Below are 21,501 nucleotides of genomic sequence, written 5' to 3' on the forward strand. Positions count from 1 at the left end.
AGGACTAATTATAGCATATCAATAAGTCAGCAATCACTTGTCAACATGGTCTTAATAATATTTTAGACCTATTTTTGAATAAGTTTTTCATTGACAACATCCTTCACGTCGTAGAAACCCGGAGCTAATTGTTGGCCAGTCAATTCCTTGACCCAGGTCTGAGTCGCTTCCTTATTATCTAAAACCAGGATCTGATCATAATTTTTCACCACGTCTGGATTGCCCTTATAGAGATGAGTATTGGGGGTGTAGAGGTACAAATTGCCGGCATTATCGGTATTCCACTTACCACTGGCCAATACTAAGACCTTTTTATTGTTTAATTTATGGTTATCAATGCCCATTTTTTGATATTCATAGGGAATAGACTCACTGATGAAGTTTCTCTTTTCAATAACGGCATCAACTAAATCATAGGCCAGACTGATAAAATAAATGCCAATAAGTCCGCTATAGATGAGCTTCTTGCCATAAAGTGAATGATCGCTCTTGTCCTCGACTCGACTTTCAAAATATTTAATCGCCACTAGACTAATACTTCCTAGCCCCACAAAAACCCCTGTCAGTGTATAACGATCGAATTGAGCCAGTTTAATTGCTTCATCCATCGGCATAGCGGTCAAGTACATAGCCATAGTACTCAAATAGTAAAGCAACAACACGGCAAAGAGAATCCCCGAAAAAGTCATGATTTTTTTCTGTAGCTTCTTATCCCTGGCGGTCACTAAAAGCATCACTAAAACTATGACTACTATCAAAAACAGTCCCCAAGTTGAAGGCGTCCAGGGATCCAAACTTTGAAGGATAAATTTAGCCACAATTTTGGCCTTAAGATGTAGTTGGCTCCAATCAAAGTGGACACTATGGCGAAATTGTGAGGTATCATACATTAACCTTACATAGAGTTTCCACATAGCAAAGGGAAGTAGAGTCAGTAAAACAGGTAAATATTTTTTAGAGAAAATGGCACTTTAGCCTTGTCGTACTTGGCCAAATAATAGCAATAAACAGCAATAAGTAAGACGGCAAAGAAAATCCCGCTCCCCTTAACCAGGCCTAGGAAGCCAGCAAGGATAATAACAATTAGCGAACTAATCTTTCTATTCTCCCGATAGTGGTATAAACCAGCAAAGCCAGCCAAGGTCAGATAAGCCAGCAAGTTATCCACTAGCAAATTATACATTTTAACGTGGTCATCCATTAAATAAAAGACTGCGATTAAAAAGAGAACCAAAAAGCCGGTGATTTTATTTTTCTTGACATTAAAGGGGGTAAAAAAGCATAGAGGGCAGCTAAATTGACCATAAAATTGCCGATAATCATATGGCCTTCGCTATAACCCAGGAAATTAACCACATAATTGATGTATAGAGAAACTGCCGGTGGATATGACCGATAGTAGATAATCTTGTCTAAATCAGTCGCTAAGCGCTGTTCATTGAAGAAGAATTTAACAATCAGCCCCCAATGGGAAAAGTTATCCCAAAAAATAAGCGGCATCTCCTTCATAAAAATCACCCAAATTAAAAAGGTTAATAAGAAAATAAGGCTAATCCAGGAAAATTTTCTTTTGAAAAGGTCAAGGAAACTTTCCTGGCTAGAGCGACTTTGCAGAAATAGATAAACAGCTAATAGGATAAAACCTAAGTAATAAATAAGGTACATGGCCGGTTGCAATAAGTTCAACAGGGCAAAAGCAAAAATTGTCAAACTTTGACCAGCAATTACTAAGATCCAAGACAGATAAGGCGAAACGGCTAAGCGCTTCTCTAAGCAAGAGACATAGCCATAGGTCGACAAGATAAATAAAAATAGATTGAACATAGGAATCCCTTTCTAATCCAAACGCTATGGTAAATATAAAAATGTCTGCTTATTTCCCAATTAAAATAAGCAGACATTCCGATTAAGTTATCTTTCTTTAGTTATGATTCCAAGTTTTGATGTCAGGGATTTGCTCAGGAAAGACAAAAACATAGCCCCGCTTCTTCAATTCCGGAATCACTTTCTTCAAGGCATCGGTTGTCGCCGTATATCTGGAATGCTGTAAAATAACAGAATGGTGTTGCATATTTTTCATGATCATATCATAGATATCATCGGGGTCCGTTAATTGCCAGTCTCTGGATGTGGTATTCCAATAACAAGGTTTTAAGGGGGCAACTAATTGAGTCGTCCGCGCTCGATCTTGGCCATAAGGCGTTCTAAATAATGTCGGCGTTACTCCCGTTGCTTGTTTAATGATATCTTGGGTACGATTAATTTGGTCTAAAATTTGCTTATCTGTTAATTTAGCAAAATCAGGGTGATCATAAGAGTGATTTGCCACATGGTGGCCACGTTTAACGATCTCACGGGCTAATTCTGGTTTCTTTTCAGTATTATTTCCTTGTAAGAAGAAGGTTGCCTTGATGCCGTATTGTTCACAGATATCCATGGCATTTTCGACATTATCATCAGGACCATCATCGAAGGTAATAGCCACTAAAGGCCGATAATCCACTGGCGACCCAGTCAGCACACTGGCTAATTCATCCTGCTTAAGTAATTTTTCTAGGGACTTGCTATAGCCATCCTGGTTAGCCGTCTGTTCTTTTACTGATAAAGCGTAGTCCATTAAGCGCTTTTTAAAGAGGTCAGCTTGACCTTCCTTATTGGTATGGTCGATATAATTGGATATTTCCTTAGCAACCTGGTTAAAAGCATCAAGGTCTTTATCTAAGCTTTCAATCATAAACTTCTCTGGTAAATGATCAATTTTATTTTCAATCGTCTCATTCGATTGGGCCGCCTGCTGTAAAAGTCCATAGTTAGCTTTTAAATCTTCCACTAACTTGTCTGAGTAGTCGAAATTAAAGCGATCTTTTTTCTTATCAACCTCTTCAGCAGAAACTCCATCTTCAATGACCCAATCCTTGTTGACCTGGTTGCCTTCAATAATCGGCTTATCATCAAGCACAGCGTCATTAAGGAATTGAATGGCCTTCCGCTTGTCAATCGCCCGATCAATGAGCTCTTGTAATTCCTTAGCATGGTCACCATAGATGTGGCGACTATCATATTTAACCTTCTCTAAATCCTCCAAAGAATAATTCGGATTGATATAGTCATGCTTATTATTAAAATAAATTTCATTAACTTCTTTTTCAACTTTGGCCACCGTAATATGGTGGTTATAGTATAAAATTCCAGCCAAGCCTAATAGCAAAGCCGTTAAAATACTGGTTAAAAATAAAGCTTTTTTGTTCATTATATTACCCTTCTTCACCTAGAGTTTGATCCTGATATGTGCTTAATCTAAAGAAATTATTACTATTATAATTTTTTTAGTCTTTAGCTTCAATAAGGCGAAATAATATTTATAAATTTACTTTTTAGATCTTTATTGATTGCCTGGCTTTTTTGTGCTTGTAATTGGGAACGGTGGACATTAAGGAAACCAGCATAGGTCCAAAAAATTAAGCCAATGGTATCGCGGTTGGCTAACAAGATATGATTTTCCACCATATCTTCAGCCAGTAAGGCGATAATGGTGACTAAGATCAAGGCATATAATTGATTGTTGGCATCACTGAAGTCAACCTTTGCTGTCATGAGATAGCCTACATGATAAATTAAATAGAATAGCGCAAAGGCTGCAATAATAATTAAGCCGACAAAACCAGCCTTAGTAAAGACTGCAATATAGGTATTATGCATGTTTCCTCTAGCACGTTTGATCTCACTTCTATCCAAGGTAGTGAGCTTGGTCATATCAACCTGGGCGGTAGCTTCTTGGTCTTTAATATTGCGGTATAAGTCAATGTCACTTAAACCGAACAAGAAATTTTGTGCAGCGGCCTTGATCCCGGCTTGCCAAATAGTAAAACGTCCTGCTGAAACTTCAGCGTCCCCTTCATCGTGTTGAATACTTACGGGAGCGATAACCGTACTTTTATTTCCTCCAGTCTTGCTCTCACCATGTCTCAAATCACTCCAACTGATTTCCCCAGTAACTAAGCGGGCAGCTGTTTGGGTCGTTGCTGGAATATAAGCTAAAATACTTTCCGCTTGATGTTCCACAGCGACAAAGAGAAAAAGCCCCAGCCCTGCCCCTAGGATAACCTTGCCAAGACTTTTTAAGTTGGCTTGGTGTCTAACAAAGAGACGATAAATGGCATAGCAGGTGATGACTAAGCCAGCAGTTAAGAGGGTTAGCGTGGTACCCCGCGAACTGGCTAGAACAAAATATAAATATTGAATAATGGCGTTAAAAACATAGAAAGGCTGGAAACTCTTCCAACTTGATCGTTTCAAGATATTATTCATTAAACTAGCTACAACACTTAACACACCAATAATCGACCCCATGTTAGGACTGGTGTAAAGGCCAAATAGGCGATTTTCAGTGAAACCTTGCCGCATCCAATTAATCCCAGTACCATCTAAAACCCAGTAGCGAATGTGAAAGGCAAAGAGCAATAAGGAAACAAAACCCAAAAAGCAAACGATACCGATAAAGATGTCGTTAAATCTTGCCATCCATTTTTTACTTGTTTGGTAGTCTTCACTAGGATTAAAGGCATAGATCAAAAAGAAAGTTTGGGCCACATAGAACCAGTTAATAGCTGAATCGGGAAATTGATATGTTAAATTCAAGAGGACCGAAATCGCAAAAGAGATTAAAAAAGCAAATAAAAAAGGCCAAAACTTTTGCTTAAACATTATTCGCCTGGTCAAGAAGTCCTTAGCCAATAAGTAAATTCCCCAGACAAAAACAATCTTCATGGGAACGTTCTCGATATCAAAACTGCTAGGAACTGCATATATAAGATTAATAATCAAAGTAATTATTTTAAATAAATGAACATTATTAATTATTGAAAAGATTTTATTAGCATATTCTTTCATTGAGGTATTGATCTCCTTTAATTTTAATCTCATATAATAAGTCTTCTAACTGCTTGCTGTTTTCAGGCACCTGTAACAAAGGTCCATAAATTTCCTTGAAATTTTTAGCCATGGACAAGCTGTTGGTTAAAATCATTTTAGTCGGTTCATCCACCTTTTCCCCAATCGCATGATCAACCAGGCCGGCCAACATAATAATCGGCATCCTTTGTTGATAGAGTAAGTAAGGTGAAAATACCGCAGTTGAATTCATTGCTGCTAAGGTCAAGTGGGAATGGTCTACAAACAAGAGAAAGATTTCCCAAGGCATGTTAGTTTGTAAATAATTCACCCGACCATATTTATTTGCTTCAGAGCGAGGGTGTAACTTCACGTAGATCCTAATATTTAAGGAATCACATATTGCTTTTAAGTGGTTAAACAAGGTCAATTCATCGATTTGTGCCCCATCTTTTTTGAAGGGCTGGTCAAAATAAATGACACTTCCCTCAGTCACTTGGCTCATTTCTTCATCATAGGCTTGAGAAAAAATTGCCTTAACCAAGGGAAAGGCGGGATTACTTTGGTCAAGAACAGGAATTTTTATCAAGTCTCCTGAGAAATCATGCCACTGAACCAAGTCTGGTTGGTAGGTATAACAATTTTCCCATTGGCCGTGAAAAATGGAATGCTTATTCAATTTCTTTTGCAAGGCATCATTGGCATTTTTGATTTCTATGGGTTTGGCGCCCAGATAAACCCCCATGCCATCTTCATAATAATGCAAGTGAAAATCATGACCTTTAGCAGCGAGGCTGCTATAGAGAAGGCGGCCAAAATAATTATCCCCCGGTAAATAAATATGGTCAAAATCATCTAGAGGGATCAAGTTCTTATTCCAATAAAGACGAGAAATTTTCGCCAATTTCCCGCCTAAGTTCTGATGGTTGATTTTAATCACTTCTAAGCCCTCGACTAGCTTCCTGCTTATATCAATTAATAAATCAGCGTTAGCGAATTCGTTATAGATAAAGAGGGTTAGCTCTTCCCCAGATAAGCAATTCTTCCAGATATTAAGGCTATTGATAATATGAAGCGGTGTCCAAGCAACAATTGCATGTTTCATTAATCTAATCTCCTGAATTTAATTTTTTGCCAATAAAATCAGTGAACAAGGCCTTTATGGTAGGAATTTCTCTATAAACGAGTACGATAGTAGTCACTAGGTAGAGAACGATTTTATAGAGAAGATTTTGCCAAATCAGTGGTCCAGTTGGGTGGGCAATATCATAAAACAAGCCCACTCCGCTTACCAGAACTAATATAGCAATATAAAGCAACATATTTTTGATTTTAAAATTGACGGGTTCAATTTTTCTAGAAAGGACATAAATAATGATTGCGATTACGGTCCATTGGATCAAAAGCACGATGGCTGGGGTTAAGAGTCCTAGGTACTGGGTCAGTGTTGCGGTTAACAAGACACTCAGTAAACTTCCTGACAAGGTAGCAATGAAAATATACCTGGTCGCCTTGGTATTATAGAAGAGTGTATTGACGTAGAAGAGGTAGACCGAACGAATTTGATAAGCCACCAGTATGATAGGAACCAGAGTCCAAGCCAGTAAATAGCCATCGGCAATAAAAATTTGGATAACCTCCTTAATAAATAAGGACATTCCCAAACTAATGATTAAATAAATTCGACTCAAAACATCTGCAAATTGAATAGCTTTTTTCTTGTGCTGATCGCCCAAATCCATCAAGCTATAGAACCACGGCACATAGGCTGAATTGACACTATATTGCATGGTATCAATAATTAACATAAACTGTGAGGCCGTCGTATAGAGACCCGCACTGGCAGTCGACACCTGGTTGTTGAGAAATAGTCGTGAGACAAAATCAGCAATTTGGGTCGACATCAAATGCGGCAAAAGTGGAATCGAATAGGAAAGCGCCTCTTTCAGGTAATTCCATTGGAAATTAAAACGGATAATGCCACGCTGATATAAACTAATCAAAGCATACAAACCAAAAGTAAAGCCGGTAATCAAGTAACTTAATAATTGCCCAGTGGCTCCCCATTGGAAAACGACAATAAAGAGAATATTACAAGCCACCATCATGGCAAAATTGAGTAAGCTGTTAATAGCATAGGCCTTGGCTTGCTCCATAGTCTGCAATAAGGTTTGATAAATATTATAAATCGGGTTAACAATAACGGTAATGATCCCCATAAAAATATAAGGATAAAAGGCGATCCCATCAACAAAGGGTTCAACCAGGATATCCTTAAATAGGATAATTAAGCCCCCTAAAAAGAGGCTATTACCCATAATAAAGAGCATAATGGTCCCGTAAAAGGATTGTAATTGGGGCCAATTTTCCCGATAGCGGTAAAAATAACGTTGGACTGCACTATTTAGAGAAAAAGTGAACAATAAGGTTAATACCTGGGTCAATGAATTAACCACACCAACAATCCCATAGTCTTCAGGAGTAAGGTATAAAGTATATAAAGGAAGTAAAATAAATCCAATCGCTTTTTGCAAAATCGAGGTGATCGAATAAATTCCAGAATTTATTAATACACTCTTTGCTGAAGAGGGTTGCTTCTTTGACATCACTTCGTCTCCTTTTTCTTCATCAAGTCACTATTATACCCTATATTAGAAGTAAAATAAAAAAGGGACAAGACTTTCTAATTGTTTTAAATAAAACTTTAGAAAGCTTTGTCCTAACAGTACATTGCTAATTATTTTCCCTAATCAAACAAGGACCCTAATTCAATTCCCGCTACATCTAAATTATCGGCCGTCTTTTTCACCTTGATGAGGGATTTATAGGGATAATCGATATAGTTCTTTTGATTATCGGCTTCCCCAAAAACGACCGCCCCGATGGTTTGGCAGTCAAATTCATCCACTAAACTGAGCATGCCATTCATGGTACCGCCACCGTTCATAAAGTCATCGACAATTAAAATATTTTGGTTGGCCGAAAGATTATTTTTAGTCAAGGCCATTTTTTTCACTTCGTCATTTCCCGTCACATAGGTCACTGAAACAGTAGACCCTTCCGTTAATTGGGCTTCCCGTTGAACGATGACAAAGGGAACATTTAAGAAATTGGCGACTGCTTGGGCCATGGATATTCCCTTGGTTGCCATGGTCATGATCACATCGATCGACTGTCCGTAATAAGCGGAAGCGATGATATTACCAATATGACGTAAATCATAGGGATTGCCTAAAACGTCAGAAAAATAGAAATAACCGCCCGGTAAAATGCGTTGCTTATCAGTCAACTTAGCGGTTAATTGATTCATATATTCCATGGCCTTATCTTTTTCCACTTTAGGGCGGAAAATAACACCACCACTGGCTCCAGCAATAGTTTCAACAATACCAATATTAGATAACTTAAATTGTTCAGCAATAATGCCGACATCTTCAGAAATGGATGACTTGGCTGCTTGATAGCGGTCAACAAAGAAGGGTAAGGAAATCGTTCGATAAGGGTTATTCAACAAATAATGGGTCATATCGACTAAACGATGACTACGCTTCATTTTCATACTTGTACTCCTTTACTTGCTAGCTTATTACATTATAAGCAAAATCAGAACAAATTCAAGAAATTTCCGTCGAAAGTCTGCTTTTTACGATAATTGTTTTTATATAATAGGAAAACGCCCATCACTAACCAATGGGCGTTTTATTATTGGAGTAATCATAGAAACCGTTTTCTCTATCTTTTTACCAAGCGTAAGACAATACTTTCCAAGGCAAAAAGACAGACAAAGATAAAGGCAATCGTCGCTCCTGGAGGGGTGTCTAAGCCATAGGAAATCAGCAGACCCGAAAACATACCCGCTAAGGCAATGATAATTGCTAGGATAATCACACTATCAAAACTCTTCATCAAGCGCATAGCAATGGCCGCTGGCATGATTAGGATGGAAGAGACCAACAAGGTCCCAGCAATCGGCATCATAATGGAAATGGCTACCCCAGTCACGATCGAAAGCACCATGGAAATCAAGCGCGTAGGCAAGCCCGAAGTATAGGCAATACTCTCATCAAAAGCTTCCACATAGAGGACCCGCTTAAAGGCGAAATAAGCAAGGAGAACAATGACTGCTAAGGCAATTAATAAGCGGACTTGTACAGGCGAAATAGTGACAATCGACCCGAATAAGTAGGCCTCGATACTGCTGGCTGATTCGACCCTTGACATTAACAGTAAGGCCAGGGCCATACCACCCGACATTAACATGGCAATGGAAATATCCGAATAGTTTTTGTAAACCCGGCGGAGGTATTCCAAAGCCATGGCCGCAATCACCACCACTAAAATGGTCGTATAGATCGGTTCCACCCCTAATAAGAAACCTAAAGCCACCCCGGCCAGGGAAACATGAGCCAGGGTATCCGACATCAGGGACTGTTTTCTTAAAATAAGCAATAAACCCAATACCGGAGCGAAACAGGCTATGGCTCCACAGGCGATGAAGGCTCGGACCATGAAGTCATACTGAAACAGCGCCATGGTGACCCCTCCTCTCTAGTTAGATGAATGTGTTTATCGAAATAATCTTGTAAATGGATATCCTCGTGGGTCACCATAAGGATAGCTTTACCATGGCGGCGGGTATTGTGTTTCAATAAAGTGTAAAACTCTTCCCGTGAGGCCTTATCCATACCGGTAGTAGGTTCATCCAGGACAAATAAGTCAGGATCCGTGGCAAAGACACGGGCCAAGACAATCCGTTGCTTCTGGCCGCCGGATAATTCCCCCACTTTTTCTTGGGCCTGTTCCCACATGCCTACTGAGTTAAGGGCCCGCTTAACGTGTTCATGGTCTTCATCAGTCAGGCGTTTAAACCAACAATCTTGTTGGTAACGGCCTGAGAGGACAAATTCATAAACTGTGCTGGGAAAACCAGCATTGAAGCTAGCCACCATCTGGGGGACATAGCCAATTTGTAATTTATTACCATAAATATTGTTTTTACTAATCGTCACTTTTCCCTTGTCTGGTTGCAATAAACCCAGGATATTTTTCAACAGGGTGGACTTGGCTGCCCCATTCTCCCCAGTTAGGATCACAAATTCACCGGGGTCAACGGTAAAGCTGATATTGTTGAGAACTGGCTCACTATCATAAGAAAAGCGCAAGTCTTCTACTTGGATATAATGCATGCTAACCTCCTATCTAATTAATGGTTAATTTTAAATGCTCGAGGTTTTCCCGCATCAAATTAATATAGGTATCGCCTGAAATCGGCTGGTCAGAACTGGCTGATTCGAGAGCATTGAGACTGGAAACCTTAACCCCAGTTTCCGCCGCCAAAGTCTCTGCGAGTTCGGAAGAGGTGTTTTCTTGGAAATAAATCACCGGCAGATTATTTTGTTTAATATAATCAATCACTCCTGCCATGGCTTGTGGTGATGGCTCCGCATCATCACTGACTCCCGTTAGAGCAATTTGCTTTAAATTATATTCATCAGCCAAATACCCAAAAGCGGCATGGGCGGTCACAAAGGATTGATCGGGATGATTAGAAAAGGCAGTTTGATAGTCATGGTCAAGTGCTTCCAACTTCTCCAGGAAAGCATCGGTATTCTTTTGATACAGTTCAGCCTGGTCAGGGTCAACTTCTTTCATGGCGTCACAAATGGCTTGGGTCTGAATCATGGCATTTTTAGGACTAAGCCAGGTATGGGGGTCATATTCATGGACATGGAGACCGCCTTCTTCATGGTTATGGTCGCCTTCATGGTCATGATCATGATCGTGGTCATCTTCAGCCGTTAGGACCTCCCCTTCAATCGTTTCTACCGCTCCCGAAATGGGTTCAATATTGTCAGCGGACTCGACGACCTTGACCCGGTCAGTATCAATACTATTTAAACTACTCTCTACCCAAGCTTCCATATCATCGCTATTATAAACAAAGACATCCGCCTCTTGTAAGCGGGCCATATCTTTGGCGCTGGGTTCAAAGTGATGGGCCTCTTGCTTTCCTGATATCATCACCTGGACATCAGCTTGGTCACCGACTACCGCTTGGGTTAACAGCTGCATGGGATAAAAACTGGTCATCACAGTTAACTTGCCCTTACCGTTTTTATCTGCCGCTTCTTTGCCTTGGCTACAACCAAAGCTGACCAGTAAAGTCAGCAGACTTAAGCAAAAGCCTATCTTTTTAATCATCGTTTTCATGATAAAGCCTCCTTATAAATCGTAACTCTTACGATTTAATATAGCACACATCCTCGCCAGCCGCAAGATAATCTCTCCTATTTAAATTAAAAAGAGTGTGACAAAAGTCAAAAGAGCCCTGAACCGCTTCGCATACTATATCTGTAACTCGCTTGCGCTTCGAACAGCTATAGCAACTGGAACAAACTATGGTAGATAGTTGCAGAACTATCGCACATAGTTCGTAGTTGGGTTCGACTTGGCAGACTTGGACTGATTTCACAAGTCAGAAACAAGCGAATGCTTCGCTTTTATTCTGACTTGCTCCAATCATCCAAGTCTAGTTGCCAAGTCTCACACCCTGTGTGAAGTGGACGTCAGGGCTGACTTTTGGAGCACGTTTTGAATAGATAGGTCGTGTTTTAAAAAGAGCCTGGGGCTTTTGCCCCAGGTGATCCCCAATAAAAGTAAGCAATCTTAACTAATATTTCTGAGATTTTGATTCATTCTTACCACATAAACCTCTTCGCAAAAGCCTTTTAGGCCATTATAAATCCGTTTAGCTTGTTGTTGCTGGCGGGTAAAGCCAATAATGGTCGACCCACTCCCCGTCATGGTTACCCCTTGAGCGCCGAAATTTTGCATCCGTTCCTTTAAGGCCTTTAACTTGGGATAATAACTAAAAGTAATGGCCTCTAGGGAATTGCCAACTTCTGCCATCACTTGTTGATAATCTCCGTTCTTAATGGCCTCCGTTACTGGACCCGCATGGGTAGAAAGCTTTTGGGGATGATCTTTTAAGGCAGCTAACATCTTTGGGGTGGAAATGGAAAAAGCAGGTTTAGCTAGGACCAACCAGCTTGAAGGTAAGGACGGTAAGGGTTCATAATTGCTTCCCGAGCCGGTCATCCGACACAATCCTCCTCTTAAACAATAGGGAGCATCACTATCAATGGTTACGGCAATATCCATGAGTTGGTCAAGGGACCAATCCAAATGCCAGAGACGATTTAGCCCGCGGATGACCGCCGCTGCGTCACTCGATCCACCCCCAAGTCCGGCTGAAACCGGAATATACTTACGGATAGAAATGGTTACACCCCGATCTACTCCGGCAAGATCCTTCATTTTTACAGCGGCCTGGTAGGCGTGGTTACGTTGGTCCCGGGGCAAAAAATGTTGGTTAGACCGGATAAAAACCTCACCACTATCGTTTTCCTCAATGGCCAGGTAATCAGCCAGGTCAACTGAAGCCATGACCATATCAAAGTAAAAGCAGTCATCCTCTGCTTGATAGTAGATATCCTGGGCGAGATTAATCTTAGCTAAAGCTTTTTCTCGAATAGCCATTTTGCTTCACCCCTCTCTTTTACTGGTCTAATTATTCTTATTTTAACATGACTACTTGATTCCTCAACTGAGAAGGCAAGGGATAAAGAAAAGAGGTGTAAGTAGCATGGTTTTGCATGCTGCTTACACCTCTTCTCAATCACTAATTACGCACAATATTAGGGAAACTCAATTTCGATGCTTTCAGTTAATAAGTCGGTATAGCTATAGCATACGCGCTCAAACTGATTTTCATCTTGATCGAGTTCAACAACAAATACGGCTGGAAAGGTATCACTTAAGATCCCATTACGGATAGTGATCCGCTTTCTCCCTGTTTGTTGCGTTACTTGGATCGGTTTACCAATATTTTCCTCTAAGCCTGCCTTAATACTTTGTAAATTACTTGGCATGCCATCACCCCTTGATAAACCAATTATAACACAAAGTCAATCTTTTTACAATAGCACAATAAAAGCTTCATTGTCAAGACCTCTAAAGCATTTTCTAAAAGGATTTATAAGGACGATTTTCTTCCCAAAAGACCAGCTAAGGCCCAACCACTTGGAGGGCGACTTCATCATATTCCTAACCTGCCATTAGCTGTTTTTTTAGCCCCTTTAAGCAGAAGTAATTAAAAGCAAAAATGATAGCGATGTACGCAAAAATTAATAAAGCAGTGGTCTCCCCCTGGTAAATCCCCTCAACCACTTGACCATAAGGGAAAACATAGCTAGCCTCCTTAAAGATAGGTGGGTAGGCAGAAATAGGGGCAACCACACCAGCCACAAGCGGTAGGATGGCGGTAAAGAGGTTGGTAAAGAGATAGATATTATCGCGGTGGACGCTTAATAAATAACCGGCGATCCCTAATCCTGCACTAAATAATAAGGAAAGCGGTAAAGCGGCTAAGCAGCGCCAAAAATATAAGCTGTCCACACCAATCATCAATAAGAGGCCACCATTAATTAAAAACATAATTAGACTTAAATAGTCCACCACTAAAAGATAGGCCATGGTCGACAAGCAGAAGCTATTGGCCGACAAATAAACTGAGGCCATGGCCACTTGAGGATTAAGCGCCTTAGCATACTGTTGGTTGAGGAGGAGAATAACTAGGATCTGAATAATCGGTAGGATCAGAAAATGGATCAGGATCAATTTCTTATTCTGTAAAAAGGGTAAGGATTTCATTTGAATCCACATTAAAATCGCCTCCCTAAACCCTGCTTACGGGCTGACCTTAAGAGATAAGCGCCCAAAGTGACTGCCAGAACCAACCACAAGACTAAAGAAAAAACATAGGCCACTAAGGATAAGTGGTCCCCCCGGCCTAAAAGGGCTTGAATCGGATAGATGATCGGAATAAACCACTGGGTCCAGCTGATCCAATGACTGGCCAGGGCAAAAGTCCCCAGCAATCCAGAAAGCAGCATGACGGGTAAGTGAAGTAATTCTTCATAAATAATTGCATTAGGGGTTAAGACAAAAAAGCCAGCAATGAATAAATCCATCACGACAGCCCCTAGAAAAAGCATGAAAACCTGAACCACCATGGACAGAGTAAAGGCTTGGATGCCCGTATTAAAAACAAGAGCTAAAAGATAAGCCGAGGGAAAACTCAGTAGACCAAAGGAGGCAGCTGGCAGTAATAAGCTTAATAAGGAATAGGCGTCCCCCACTTGGGTGTTAATTAAATAAGGCAAGGTCCCCAAGTGACGCTGGTAGCCAATCGAACCTGTCGCTGTAGTGGCCGAAGTCCAGAGGCCAAAAACCCCACTCCTCAGCCACAAGTCAGGGTCACTAGCGCTCCCAGACGCATAGAGGGCGATATACTGCAAGCAGAAGAAAGTCAAGGTGCTAGTAATAGGCAGCCAGAAGAAATATGAATTTTTCATATAGACTTTTAAATGAAAGCCATATAAACGTAAAAAACGCCCCATAAGCTCACCTCAATCGCGGCGCTAAGGCCAAATAAGATTCTTCCAGCGTAGCAGGTCGGTCAATATGTTCCACACCCGACAGTTTAACAATGTCCGCTACCGTTCCCTGGTATTGGATTTCGCCTCGGCCTAGGAGGATAATCCGTTTGGCTAAACTCTCCACTTCGCCCATCATATGGCTGGTCAATAGGACCGCTAAGCCTTCTTGACTAGCCAAATCCCGAATAGTTTGATGGATGTCTTGCGAAATTTCCACATCTATTCCATTAGTCGGTTCATCGAGTAAAAGTAAGGCAGGTTTGCCCAATAAGGCCCGGGCGATATGGAGGCGTTGCTTCATCCCCTTAGAATAGTGTTCCACGCTCTTATTTTTTTGATTGGTCAGCTTAACGATGTCTAGAACACGGTCCACTTCAGACTTACGGTCCCTAGTAGGAATATTGGTCAAATCAGCAAAGAAGGACAAGTTATCTTGGGCTGAGACCTTATCGTAAAAGCCTAAGTCACCCCCAAAGGAGACTCCAATCAAACCATGGTGGGGATTAGCTAAGATATCAACCCCTTTGACAAGAATCGATCCTGAACTGGGCAATAGATAGCCACCCAACATGGATAAGAGAGTTGTCTTCCCTGCCCCATTAGGGCCAATAATCGAGAGAATCTCGCCTTCATCAATGGTCAAAGACACATCTTTAACGGCCAGGAAGCTTTCCTTTTTATTATGGAAAAGCTTATTTAAATGGCTAACTTCTAATACTTTGGGCAAATTACCATCTCTTTCCTACTCTATAACTTTTCAGTTTTAATTGTTATACATTTTATTATGGTCATTACATTAAATAAAGATTATCTTCCTAGGCTGATGGGGTTACTTCCGGTTCGGTTAAATAAAAAAGAGGCCGGAACAAATGTCCTAGCCACTTATTAAAACACGAACTAGCTAATCAAAATGTGTGCCAGTCACAAAACGAACGTCCGCTTCAGAAAATTCCAACGCACAGGCTTGCTGTGCTTATGGGATTTCCACCGGCGATTTCGTCCTTTGATGTGACCGTTACACTCTCACTTAGAGCATTTATTTAAAACCAGTCTCATTCAAAGCATCACTCAAGTGAGAGAAATCTTCAATGGTCAATTGCTCAGCCCGGACCTTAGGATCAATCCCAGCCGCTTCAATAGCCGCCTCTAAATCACTGGGCTCTTGATATTGACCGGCAAAGAGACTCTTTAAGTTATTCCACAAGGTCTTGCGTCGGTGGGCAAAGGCCCCCTTGACTACCTTAAAGAACAAGGCCTCATTTTGCGGCTTGACTGGGGGAGCTTGCCGTCTTTTCAGGTGAAGAACAGCCGAATCCACTTTGGGCCGGGGTTTAAAGACAGTCTTAGGCACTTTAACTGCAATTTCACTCTGGCAGTAATAATTTAAGACAATAGTTAAGGCACTATAGGCCTTGGTTCCCGCCTGAGCCGTCAGACGTTCGGCAACCTCATACTGCATCATGAGGGCAAAGTCAGAGACCTCTAAGTCACTTTCCAAGAAGTGAAAGATAATCGGGGTGGTGATATAGTAAGGAAGGTTAGCCACCACCGCTAGGCGTTTGGAATCAGGAAAATACTGGGACACGCTAGCATTTAAATCAGCCTCCAAAATATCTTGGTGGAGGACGGTTAAATTATCATAGTGGCCCAGTTCCGCTTCTAAGACCGGTAAGAGCCGATCATCAACTTCAAAAGCTAAGACCCGACCAGCACTTTCACAGAGAAATTCCGTTAAGGCTCCAATCCCCGGGCCAATTTCAATGACGTCAGTGTCTTGGTCAATATCCGCTGCGTCCACCATCTTTTCTAAGATTTGGGGCTCCATGAGGAAGTTTTGTCCCAAACTCTTTTTGGCATCGAGCTGGTAACGGTTCAAAATGGCATTGGTCCGGCTAGGGGTAGCAATCCAGGATTTAGTCATAGCTGTTCTCCTTCTTCTCTTTTTGATTATATTCTGCGACGACTTTCAAAACGGCTGCTGGAGAAATTTGAAATAGGGCTAAGCGTTTGGCTAATTGCTTGCCATTACTATGGCCGATTTTCAAACGTTTGGTCAGGTAGTCTCGTCTAGCCGCTGCATCTTCTCCTCCTAAGAGACCCAGTGCCATCAGTTCAGCTGCAGTAAAGGGCGGTTGACTTTCACCACTAGTGGTTACCGTATAGATGGCACTCAAGGCCTGGTCGATAGCAGCAAAAGAGGCGTGTTCCACTCCCAAGCTGCCCTTGTGCTTGGGCTTAGCATCCTGCCTTTCCAAAAAGGCATGTTGGACCTCGGGAACATCACGCATGATGGTGCGACGGATTTTTTCCCCAGAAACATCCGGGTCAGTAAAGACAATGACACCATATAAGTCCTGGGCCTGCTTAATCTTGTCCATGGTTTCTTGGTTGATGGCTGAGCCATTGGTTTCGATAGTTTTCACATGGTAGAACTGTTTTAAACGTTGGCTATCATCCCTGCCTTCAACAACAATAACCTCTTTTAAGCGTTTTTTCATTTGACTTTCTTCCAACCAGCTTCCGTCCATTCAATCCCAAATAAGCGACAAGCATTGTCATAGGTTATCTTAGCCATGGCTTCATAGCTAGTTTGTCTAAGATCAGCCAAACGATTGTTAACAAAGGAGATATTGGCGGACTCATTTCGTTGTCCCCGCTTGGGTTCTGGGGTTAGGTAGGGAGAATCGGTTTCAATTAAGAGGCGGTCTTCGGGACAGTTTGCTGCCACGTAGCGGACTTCCTTGGTTTTCTTGAAGGTCATCACTCCAGAAAAGGACAGGTGCATGCCTAAATCTAAGAAACGTTTGGCATCTTCTCGACTTTCTCCAAAGGTATGCATAATCCCACCAATTTCCCAAATTTTTTCATCTTTTAAAATCCGATAGACATCCTCTGAAGCATCCCGATTATGGATAATCACTGGCAAGTGGGCTTCTCTAGCAATGGCAATTTGACGGCGGAAAACTTTTTCTTGAACTTCCAAGGGATCTTCATCCCAGTAGAAGTCAAGTCCCATCTCCCCTACCCCAACTGCCTTGTCAGTATCTAGGGCAGTTAGGAGTAGGTTCTCAATATCTTGATCATATTTGCCTGCTTCAGTAGGATGCCAGCCATAAATACCGACCATATCCGGGTGTTTAGCCACTAAGGGTAGACCCCGTTCAATACTATCTTGGTCAAAACCAACAATCCCCATGCCTGAAACACCAGCTTGACGGGCACGTTCAATGGCTTGGTCTCGGTCCTCGTCAAAGTCAGCTGTATTAAAGTGGGTATGTGTATCAAAGAGCATGATTAGACTCCTCTCTTGTCAATTAAGATCCTGGATAAGAAGCTCCTAAAGCGATTCTTTATCCAGAGTTCTGTTAGATTTCATGGAAAAGAGACTGTGGTCTAGTCACAGTCTCTTCCTCTTCATTAGCCCAAGAGGCTCCCATTTGGCAAGGATTCATCAACAAAAATCACGCGCAAATCGTCGCCATCTTCTGCAGAAAGAATCATGCCTTGGGAGATTTCCCCTTTCATTTTACGGGCTTTTAAATTAGCTACAATAATGACCTTCTTACCAATAAGGTCTTTAGGTTCTGGGTAAAACTCACGGATCCCAGATAGGATTTGCCGGTCTTGTTGGTCTCCGGCATCTAGGCGAAATTTCAAGAGCTTGTCAGCGCCTTCAACAAAGTCACAGTCCTTGACTTCAGCCACCTTAAGTTCAACATCATCAAATTTTTCGAATTTAATGGTCTTATCCTTAGCGTTAACTAATTCGGTTTCCTCAGGATCCCAGTCTTCATCATCAGCTGCTGGGGTAGACATTTGTGAACGAATATAGTCAACCTCTTCTTCCTTATCTAAACGTGGGAAGATGGGCTCTCCTTTAGCAATCACTTGGGCAGCTGCTGGGTAGAGACCGATTTCTAAGGAAGCGAAGGAATGATCACTATCAGAAATTCCCAATTGTTCAAAGATCAATTTAGGGGTTTGGGTCATGACTGGTTGGATCAGAATAGCAATAATCCGCAGCGCATCGACTAAGTGATAAAGAACGGATTGTAATTCCGCTTGATTACTGTCATCTTTAGCCAGGACCCAAGGCATGGTTTCGTCAATATACTTATTGGCCCGCGAAATAATCTTCCAAGTATTATCTAGGGCTAAGGAGAAGTGGAAGTTATCCATATTACCAAAGTAGGCTCTGACATTGTCTTCGATAACGGCTTCCAAGTCAGCATCATAGTCAGTCACTTGGCCAGGATAAGCACCAGCGCGTCCAGCTTGGTACTTATTCAACATGGAAATGGTCCGGTTCAATAAGTTCCCCAAGTCATTGGCCAAGTCAAAATTGATTCGGTTGACAAAATTGTCAGGAGTAAATACCCCATCCGAACCAAATTGCACTTCCCGCATCAAGTAGTAGCGTAAGGCATCGAGTCCGTAACGGTCAATCAGCATTTCAGGATAAACCACATTGCCCTTAGACTTAGACATCTTGCCGTCTTGCATCAATAACCAGCCGTGACCAAAGACTTGTTTTGGTAGGGGCAGGTCAAGAGCCATTAACATAATTGGCCAATAGATGGTATGGAAACGAACAATTTCCTTGCCCACTAAATGGACATTGGCAGGCCAGAATTTTTGGTAGCGGGAGTCATCCTCTGAACCATAGCCTAAAGCGGTAATATAGTTGGCTAGGGCATCGATCCAAACATAAATCACGTGTTTAGGATTAGAACGGACCGGAATCCCCCAAGAGAAAGAAGTCCGGGTCACCGCTAAATCTTCCAAGCCAGGTTTAATGAAGTTATTAATCATTTCTTTCTTACGGGATTCGGGTTGAATAAAGTCAGGATGGTCTTCATAGTATTGTAAGAGGCGGTCAGCATACTTAGACATCTTAAAGAAGTAGGATTCCTCTTTAACCAGTTCAACCTCGTGGCCGGAAGGTGCCTTACCACCAATGACCTTGCCATCGTCATCACGGTAGACTTCCGCTAATTGGGTTTCGGTAAAGTATTCTTCATCAGAAACCGAATACCAACCCTCATATTCTCCCAGGTAAATATCCCCTTGGTCTAAGAGTTGTTCAAAAATGTCTTGGACGGCTTTGACATGGTAGTCATCGGTCGTGCGGATAAATTTATCATTAGAGATATCTAAGCTCTTCCACAACTTTTGCATGCCCTCAGCCATCCGGTCGACATAGGCTTTGGGAGAAATTCCTTCTTCTTCAGCCTTTTGTTGGATCTTCAAGCCATGTTCGTCAGCCCCAGTAAGGAAGAAGACTTCATGGCCCATTAGGCGTTTATAACGGGCAATGGTATCAGCAGCAATGGTTGAGTAGGAATTACCAATATGTAGTTGGCCACTAGGATAGTAAATCGGGGTGGTTACATAAAAAGGTTCTTTAGTATTAGTCACGAATGAGTGCCTCCTTTAATTATTTCTAAATCAGTATAGCATAAAGCGGGTCGCCTTTAGAACGGATAGTTTATGCCAGTGTATGAGCAAGTTTTTCTACAGGGCCTTGTTAATCAGCAAAAGTCATTAAGAAATATTTCTTCTTACCCCGACGCACGACAATGTATTTATCTTCGATGGCATCAGCAGGTGAGATCTCATAATCAATGTCTTGGATCCGCTCACCATTAATATAGATGGCCCCATTTTTAATGTCTTCACGGGATTGCCGCCGGGAGCTCTCTACCCCGTTATCCACTAGCCATACTGCTAAGTTAGCAGTCTCTCTAGGCACTTGGGCTCCAGGCATATTATTAAAACCCTGTTCAATTTGCTTGGCACTGAGATTCTTAATGTCTCCTGAAAAGAGGGCTTCAGTAATGCTTAAAGCATCGGCTAAGCCTTCCTCCCCATGAACAAAGAGGGTCATTTCCTTGGCTAAAGTCTTTTGAGCCTCCCGTTTATGAGGTTCAGTGGCGACTTTTTCTGCTAATTCAGCAATCTCTTCTTTTGACAGGAAGGTGAAGTATTTCAAGTATTTAACCACATCAGCATCATCTTGGTTAACCCAAAATTGGTAGAACTCATAAGGGGAAGTTTTTTCAGGATCTAACCAAACTGCCCCACCAGCGGTTTTTCCAAATTTCGTGCCATCTGCCTTCAACATGAGGGGGATGGTTAAACCGAAGGCCTTAGCTTCAGGGCCTTCCACCTTACGAATTAAGTCTAAACCGCTGGTAATATTGCCCCATTGGTCAGCCCCACCAATTTGTAAACGGACATCTTCTTCCCGGTATAAGTGTAAGAAGTCCATGGATTGAAGGATTTGATAGGTAAATTCAGTAAAGGAAATCCCGTGTTCGAGACGCGAAGCCACCACATCCTTAGCCAACATGGTATTGATATTGAATAATTTCCCGTAGTCACGCAAGAAGTCTAGTAAGGACAAGTCCTTGGTCCAAGCATAGTTATTGACTAAGCGGAATTGGGCGTTAGGATCCTTGAGGAAGAGTTTTTCCATTTGAGCAGTCAGCTTACGGGCATTTTCATTAACAACCTCCATGGATTGTAGTTGCCGTTCTTCACTCCGACCAGATGGATCACCAATCGAACCAGTCGCTCCTCCAATTAAGATCACCGGACGATGGCCTTGTAATTGGAAACGTTTTAACATGATAAAAGGGATCAAGTGGCCGATATGCAAGGAATCCCCAGTAGGGTCAACCCCACAATAGAGACTGATCGAATGGTTTTCAACATAGTCTTTTAAACCTGCTTCATCGGTTTGCTGGTTAATTGCGCCACGCCATTCTAATTCAACAATAATATTCATGGAACTACTCCTTCTTGTCTAATTTTAGTCTGTTTAAAGTTCTGTCAATTCTCCTATTAAGCAATAAAAAAGTCCCTGCCAATTAGACAGGGACGATTGTTACCGTGGTACCACCCAAGTTGCTTGAAAAAGCCACTCTCGCGCGATAAGGTAGCGCCACCTAGCAATTCCTCTAACAAGTGTAATTCATCATTAACAGGTACTAGTTTCCACCAACCACTAGCTCGCTATCAAGTCAACTGTTAACCACTACTGGGCTTGTCTTGCTTAATATTCCTCATCAGTATAGGTAATTTCACCCCAATTGTCAAATCCAAGTCC

General features: G+C 41.7%; 21 protein-coding genes. All 21 read right to left on the minus strand.

Annotated features, from left to right (window positions below; all coding sequences use genetic code 11):
- Positions 1-68 precede the first annotated feature (68 nt).
- Positions 69-758 (minus strand): hypothetical protein, encoded by a 690-nt coding sequence (locus tag HMPREF9243_RS07860; RefSeq protein ID WP_155812003.1) that lies wholly within the window; start codon positions 756-758, stop codon positions 69-71.
- A gap of 173 nt (positions 759-931) precedes the next feature.
- Positions 932-1,183 carry a hypothetical protein gene (locus HMPREF9243_RS07865; protein ID WP_155812004.1) on the minus strand — a complete coding sequence of 84 codons (252 nt, stop codon included), beginning with the start codon at positions 1,181-1,183 and terminating at the stop codon, positions 932-934.
- 35 nt (positions 1,184-1,218) lie between these two features.
- Positions 1,219-1,824 (minus strand): hypothetical protein, encoded by a 606-nt coding sequence (locus HMPREF9243_RS07870; protein WP_041706194.1) that lies wholly within the window; start codon positions 1,822-1,824, stop codon positions 1,219-1,221.
- Positions 1,825-1,921: 97 nt separating this feature from the next.
- Positions 1,922-3,250, minus strand: coding sequence for a polysaccharide deacetylase family protein (locus tag HMPREF9243_RS07875; RefSeq protein WP_013669195.1), 1,329 nt, complete (start codon positions 3,248-3,250; stop codon positions 1,922-1,924).
- A gap of 89 nt (positions 3,251-3,339) precedes the next feature.
- Positions 3,340-4,890, minus strand: a complete 1,551-nt coding sequence (locus tag HMPREF9243_RS07880) for an O-antigen ligase family protein (protein ID WP_013669894.1) — start codon at positions 4,888-4,890, stop codon at positions 3,340-3,342.
- The gene (locus HMPREF9243_RS07885; protein ID WP_013669683.1) at positions 4,874-5,995 is read right to left on the minus strand and encodes a polysialyltransferase family glycosyltransferase; all 1,122 of its coding nucleotides are present in this window, start codon (positions 5,993-5,995) and stop codon (positions 4,874-4,876) included. Before HMPREF9243_RS07885 ends, HMPREF9243_RS07880 begins: the two co-directional genes overlap by 17 nt.
- A gap of 4 nt (positions 5,996-5,999) precedes the next feature.
- Positions 6,000-7,496, minus strand: a complete 1,497-nt coding sequence (locus HMPREF9243_RS07890) for a lipopolysaccharide biosynthesis protein (RefSeq protein WP_013670084.1) — start codon at positions 7,494-7,496, stop codon at positions 6,000-6,002.
- A gap of 140 nt (positions 7,497-7,636) precedes the next feature.
- Positions 7,637-8,449 carry a pur operon repressor gene (purR, locus tag HMPREF9243_RS07895; protein ID WP_013669515.1) on the minus strand — a complete coding sequence of 271 codons (813 nt, stop codon included), beginning with the start codon at positions 8,447-8,449 and terminating at the stop codon, positions 7,637-7,639.
- A 173-nt stretch (positions 8,450-8,622) separates the two neighbouring features.
- On the minus strand, positions 8,623-9,423 hold the full coding sequence (locus tag HMPREF9243_RS07900; protein WP_041706198.1) for a metal ABC transporter permease: 801 nt from the start codon (positions 9,421-9,423) through the stop codon (positions 8,623-8,625).
- The gene (locus tag HMPREF9243_RS07905) at positions 9,366-10,076 is read right to left on the minus strand and encodes a metal ABC transporter ATP-binding protein (RefSeq protein WP_013669743.1); all 711 of its coding nucleotides are present in this window, start codon (positions 10,074-10,076) and stop codon (positions 9,366-9,368) included. Before HMPREF9243_RS07905 ends, HMPREF9243_RS07900 begins: the two co-directional genes overlap by 58 nt.
- A gap of 13 nt (positions 10,077-10,089) precedes the next feature.
- Positions 10,090-11,100 (minus strand): metal ABC transporter solute-binding protein, Zn/Mn family, encoded by a 1,011-nt coding sequence (locus HMPREF9243_RS07910; RefSeq protein WP_013668984.1) that lies wholly within the window; start codon positions 11,098-11,100, stop codon positions 10,090-10,092.
- A 456-nt stretch (positions 11,101-11,556) separates the two neighbouring features.
- Entirely contained in the window at positions 11,557-12,429 is an 873-nt protein-coding gene (gene ispE, locus HMPREF9243_RS07915) for a 4-(cytidine 5'-diphospho)-2-C-methyl-D-erythritol kinase (RefSeq protein ID WP_013668825.1), read from the minus strand.
- Between the two features lie 158 nt (positions 12,430-12,587).
- Positions 12,588-12,821, minus strand: coding sequence for a Veg family protein (locus HMPREF9243_RS07920; RefSeq protein WP_013668576.1), 234 nt, complete (start codon positions 12,819-12,821; stop codon positions 12,588-12,590).
- Positions 12,822-12,996: 175 nt separating this feature from the next.
- A complete protein-coding gene (locus tag HMPREF9243_RS07925; protein WP_013669578.1) occupies positions 12,997-13,614 on the minus strand; it encodes a hypothetical protein in 618 nt (205 codons plus the stop codon).
- Complete coding sequence (locus HMPREF9243_RS07930) at positions 13,614-14,351, minus strand: hypothetical protein (protein ID WP_013668791.1); 738 nt, start codon at positions 14,349-14,351, stop codon at positions 13,614-13,616. Before HMPREF9243_RS07930 ends, HMPREF9243_RS07925 begins: the two co-directional genes overlap by 1 nt.
- A gap of 4 nt (positions 14,352-14,355) precedes the next feature.
- Positions 14,356-15,117, minus strand: coding sequence for an ABC transporter ATP-binding protein (locus HMPREF9243_RS07935; RefSeq protein WP_013669631.1), 762 nt, complete (start codon positions 15,115-15,117; stop codon positions 14,356-14,358).
- A 309-nt stretch (positions 15,118-15,426) separates the two neighbouring features.
- A complete protein-coding gene (gene rsmA, locus HMPREF9243_RS07940) occupies positions 15,427-16,311 on the minus strand; it encodes a 16S rRNA (adenine(1518)-N(6)/adenine(1519)-N(6))-dimethyltransferase RsmA (RefSeq protein WP_013668709.1) in 885 nt (294 codons plus the stop codon).
- Positions 16,304-16,888: a ribonuclease M5 gene (gene rnmV, locus HMPREF9243_RS07945; protein ID WP_013670023.1), complete on the minus strand. Its 585-nt coding sequence runs from the start codon at positions 16,886-16,888 to the stop codon at positions 16,304-16,306. The genes rsmA and rnmV overlap by 8 nt, the downstream gene beginning before the upstream one ends.
- Complete coding sequence (locus HMPREF9243_RS07950) at positions 16,885-17,682, minus strand: TatD family hydrolase (protein WP_013668917.1); 798 nt, start codon at positions 17,680-17,682, stop codon at positions 16,885-16,887. Before HMPREF9243_RS07950 ends, rnmV begins: the two co-directional genes overlap by 4 nt.
- A gap of 125 nt (positions 17,683-17,807) precedes the next feature.
- Positions 17,808-19,808, minus strand: coding sequence for a methionine--tRNA ligase (gene metG, locus HMPREF9243_RS07955; protein ID WP_013668560.1), 2,001 nt, complete (start codon positions 19,806-19,808; stop codon positions 17,808-17,810).
- 109 nt (positions 19,809-19,917) lie between these two features.
- Positions 19,918-21,180, minus strand: a complete 1,263-nt coding sequence (gene tyrS / locus HMPREF9243_RS07960; RefSeq protein ID WP_013669313.1) for a tyrosine--tRNA ligase — start codon at positions 21,178-21,180, stop codon at positions 19,918-19,920.
- Positions 21,181-21,501: the final 321 nt, after the last annotated feature.

This window comes from Aerococcus sp. Group 1 (assembly GCF_000193205.1).
In the GTDB taxonomy this organism is placed as follows: Bacteria; Bacillota; Bacilli; order Lactobacillales; family Aerococcaceae; genus Aerococcus; species Aerococcus urinae_A.

What these genes read in the sequence shown, in the direction of transcription:
- HMPREF9243_RS07865 (WP_155812004.1), bottom strand. Translation starts at nt 1,183, where the DNA reads ATGTATAATTTGCTAGTGGATAACTTGCTGGCTTATCTGACCTTGGCT.
- HMPREF9243_RS07870 (WP_041706194.1), bottom strand. Translation starts at nt 1,824, where the DNA reads ATGTTCAATCTATTTTTATTTATCTTGTCGACCTATGGCTATGTCTCT.
- HMPREF9243_RS07875 (WP_013669195.1), bottom strand. Translation starts at nt 3,250, where the DNA reads ATGAACAAAAAAGCTTTATTTTTAACCAGTATTTTAACGGCTTTGCTA.
- HMPREF9243_RS07880 (WP_013669894.1), bottom strand. Translation starts at nt 4,890, where the DNA reads ATGAAAGAATATGCTAATAAAATCTTTTCAATAATTAATAATGTTCAT.
- HMPREF9243_RS07885 (WP_013669683.1), bottom strand. Translation starts at nt 5,995, where the DNA reads ATGAAACATGCAATTGTTGCTTGGACACCGCTTCATATTATCAATAGC.
- HMPREF9243_RS07890 (WP_013670084.1), bottom strand. Translation starts at nt 7,496, where the DNA reads ATGTCAAAGAAGCAACCCTCTTCAGCAAAGAGTGTATTAATAAATTCT.
- purR (WP_013669515.1), bottom strand. Translation starts at nt 8,449, where the DNA reads ATGAAAATGAAGCGTAGTCATCGTTTAGTCGATATGACCCATTATTTG.
- HMPREF9243_RS07900 (WP_041706198.1), bottom strand. Translation starts at nt 9,423, where the DNA reads ATGGCGCTGTTTCAGTATGACTTCATGGTCCGAGCCTTCATCGCCTGT.
- HMPREF9243_RS07905 (WP_013669743.1), bottom strand. Translation starts at nt 10,076, where the DNA reads ATGCATTATATCCAAGTAGAAGACTTGCGCTTTTCTTATGATAGTGAG.
- HMPREF9243_RS07910 (WP_013668984.1), bottom strand. Translation starts at nt 11,100, where the DNA reads ATGAAAACGATGATTAAAAAGATAGGCTTTTGCTTAAGTCTGCTGACT.
- ispE (WP_013668825.1), bottom strand. Translation starts at nt 12,429, where the DNA reads ATGGCTATTCGAGAAAAAGCTTTAGCTAAGATTAATCTCGCCCAGGAT.
- HMPREF9243_RS07920 (WP_013668576.1), bottom strand. Translation starts at nt 12,821, where the DNA reads ATGCCAAGTAATTTACAAAGTATTAAGGCAGGCTTAGAGGAAAATATT.
- HMPREF9243_RS07925 (WP_013669578.1), bottom strand. Translation starts at nt 13,614, where the DNA reads ATGTGGATTCAAATGAAATCCTTACCCTTTTTACAGAATAAGAAATTG.
- HMPREF9243_RS07930 (WP_013668791.1), bottom strand. Translation starts at nt 14,351, where the DNA reads ATGGGGCGTTTTTTACGTTTATATGGCTTTCATTTAAAAGTCTATATG.
- rsmA (WP_013668709.1), bottom strand. Translation starts at nt 16,311, where the DNA reads ATGACTAAATCCTGGATTGCTACCCCTAGCCGGACCAATGCCATTTTG.
- rnmV (WP_013670023.1), bottom strand. Translation starts at nt 16,888, where the DNA reads ATGAAAAAACGCTTAAAAGAGGTTATTGTTGTTGAAGGCAGGGATGAT.
- HMPREF9243_RS07950 (WP_013668917.1), bottom strand. Translation starts at nt 17,682, where the DNA reads ATGCTCTTTGATACACATACCCACTTTAATACAGCTGACTTTGACGAG.
- tyrS (WP_013669313.1), bottom strand. Translation starts at nt 21,180, where the DNA reads ATGAATATTATTGTTGAATTAGAATGGCGTGGCGCAATTAACCAGCAA.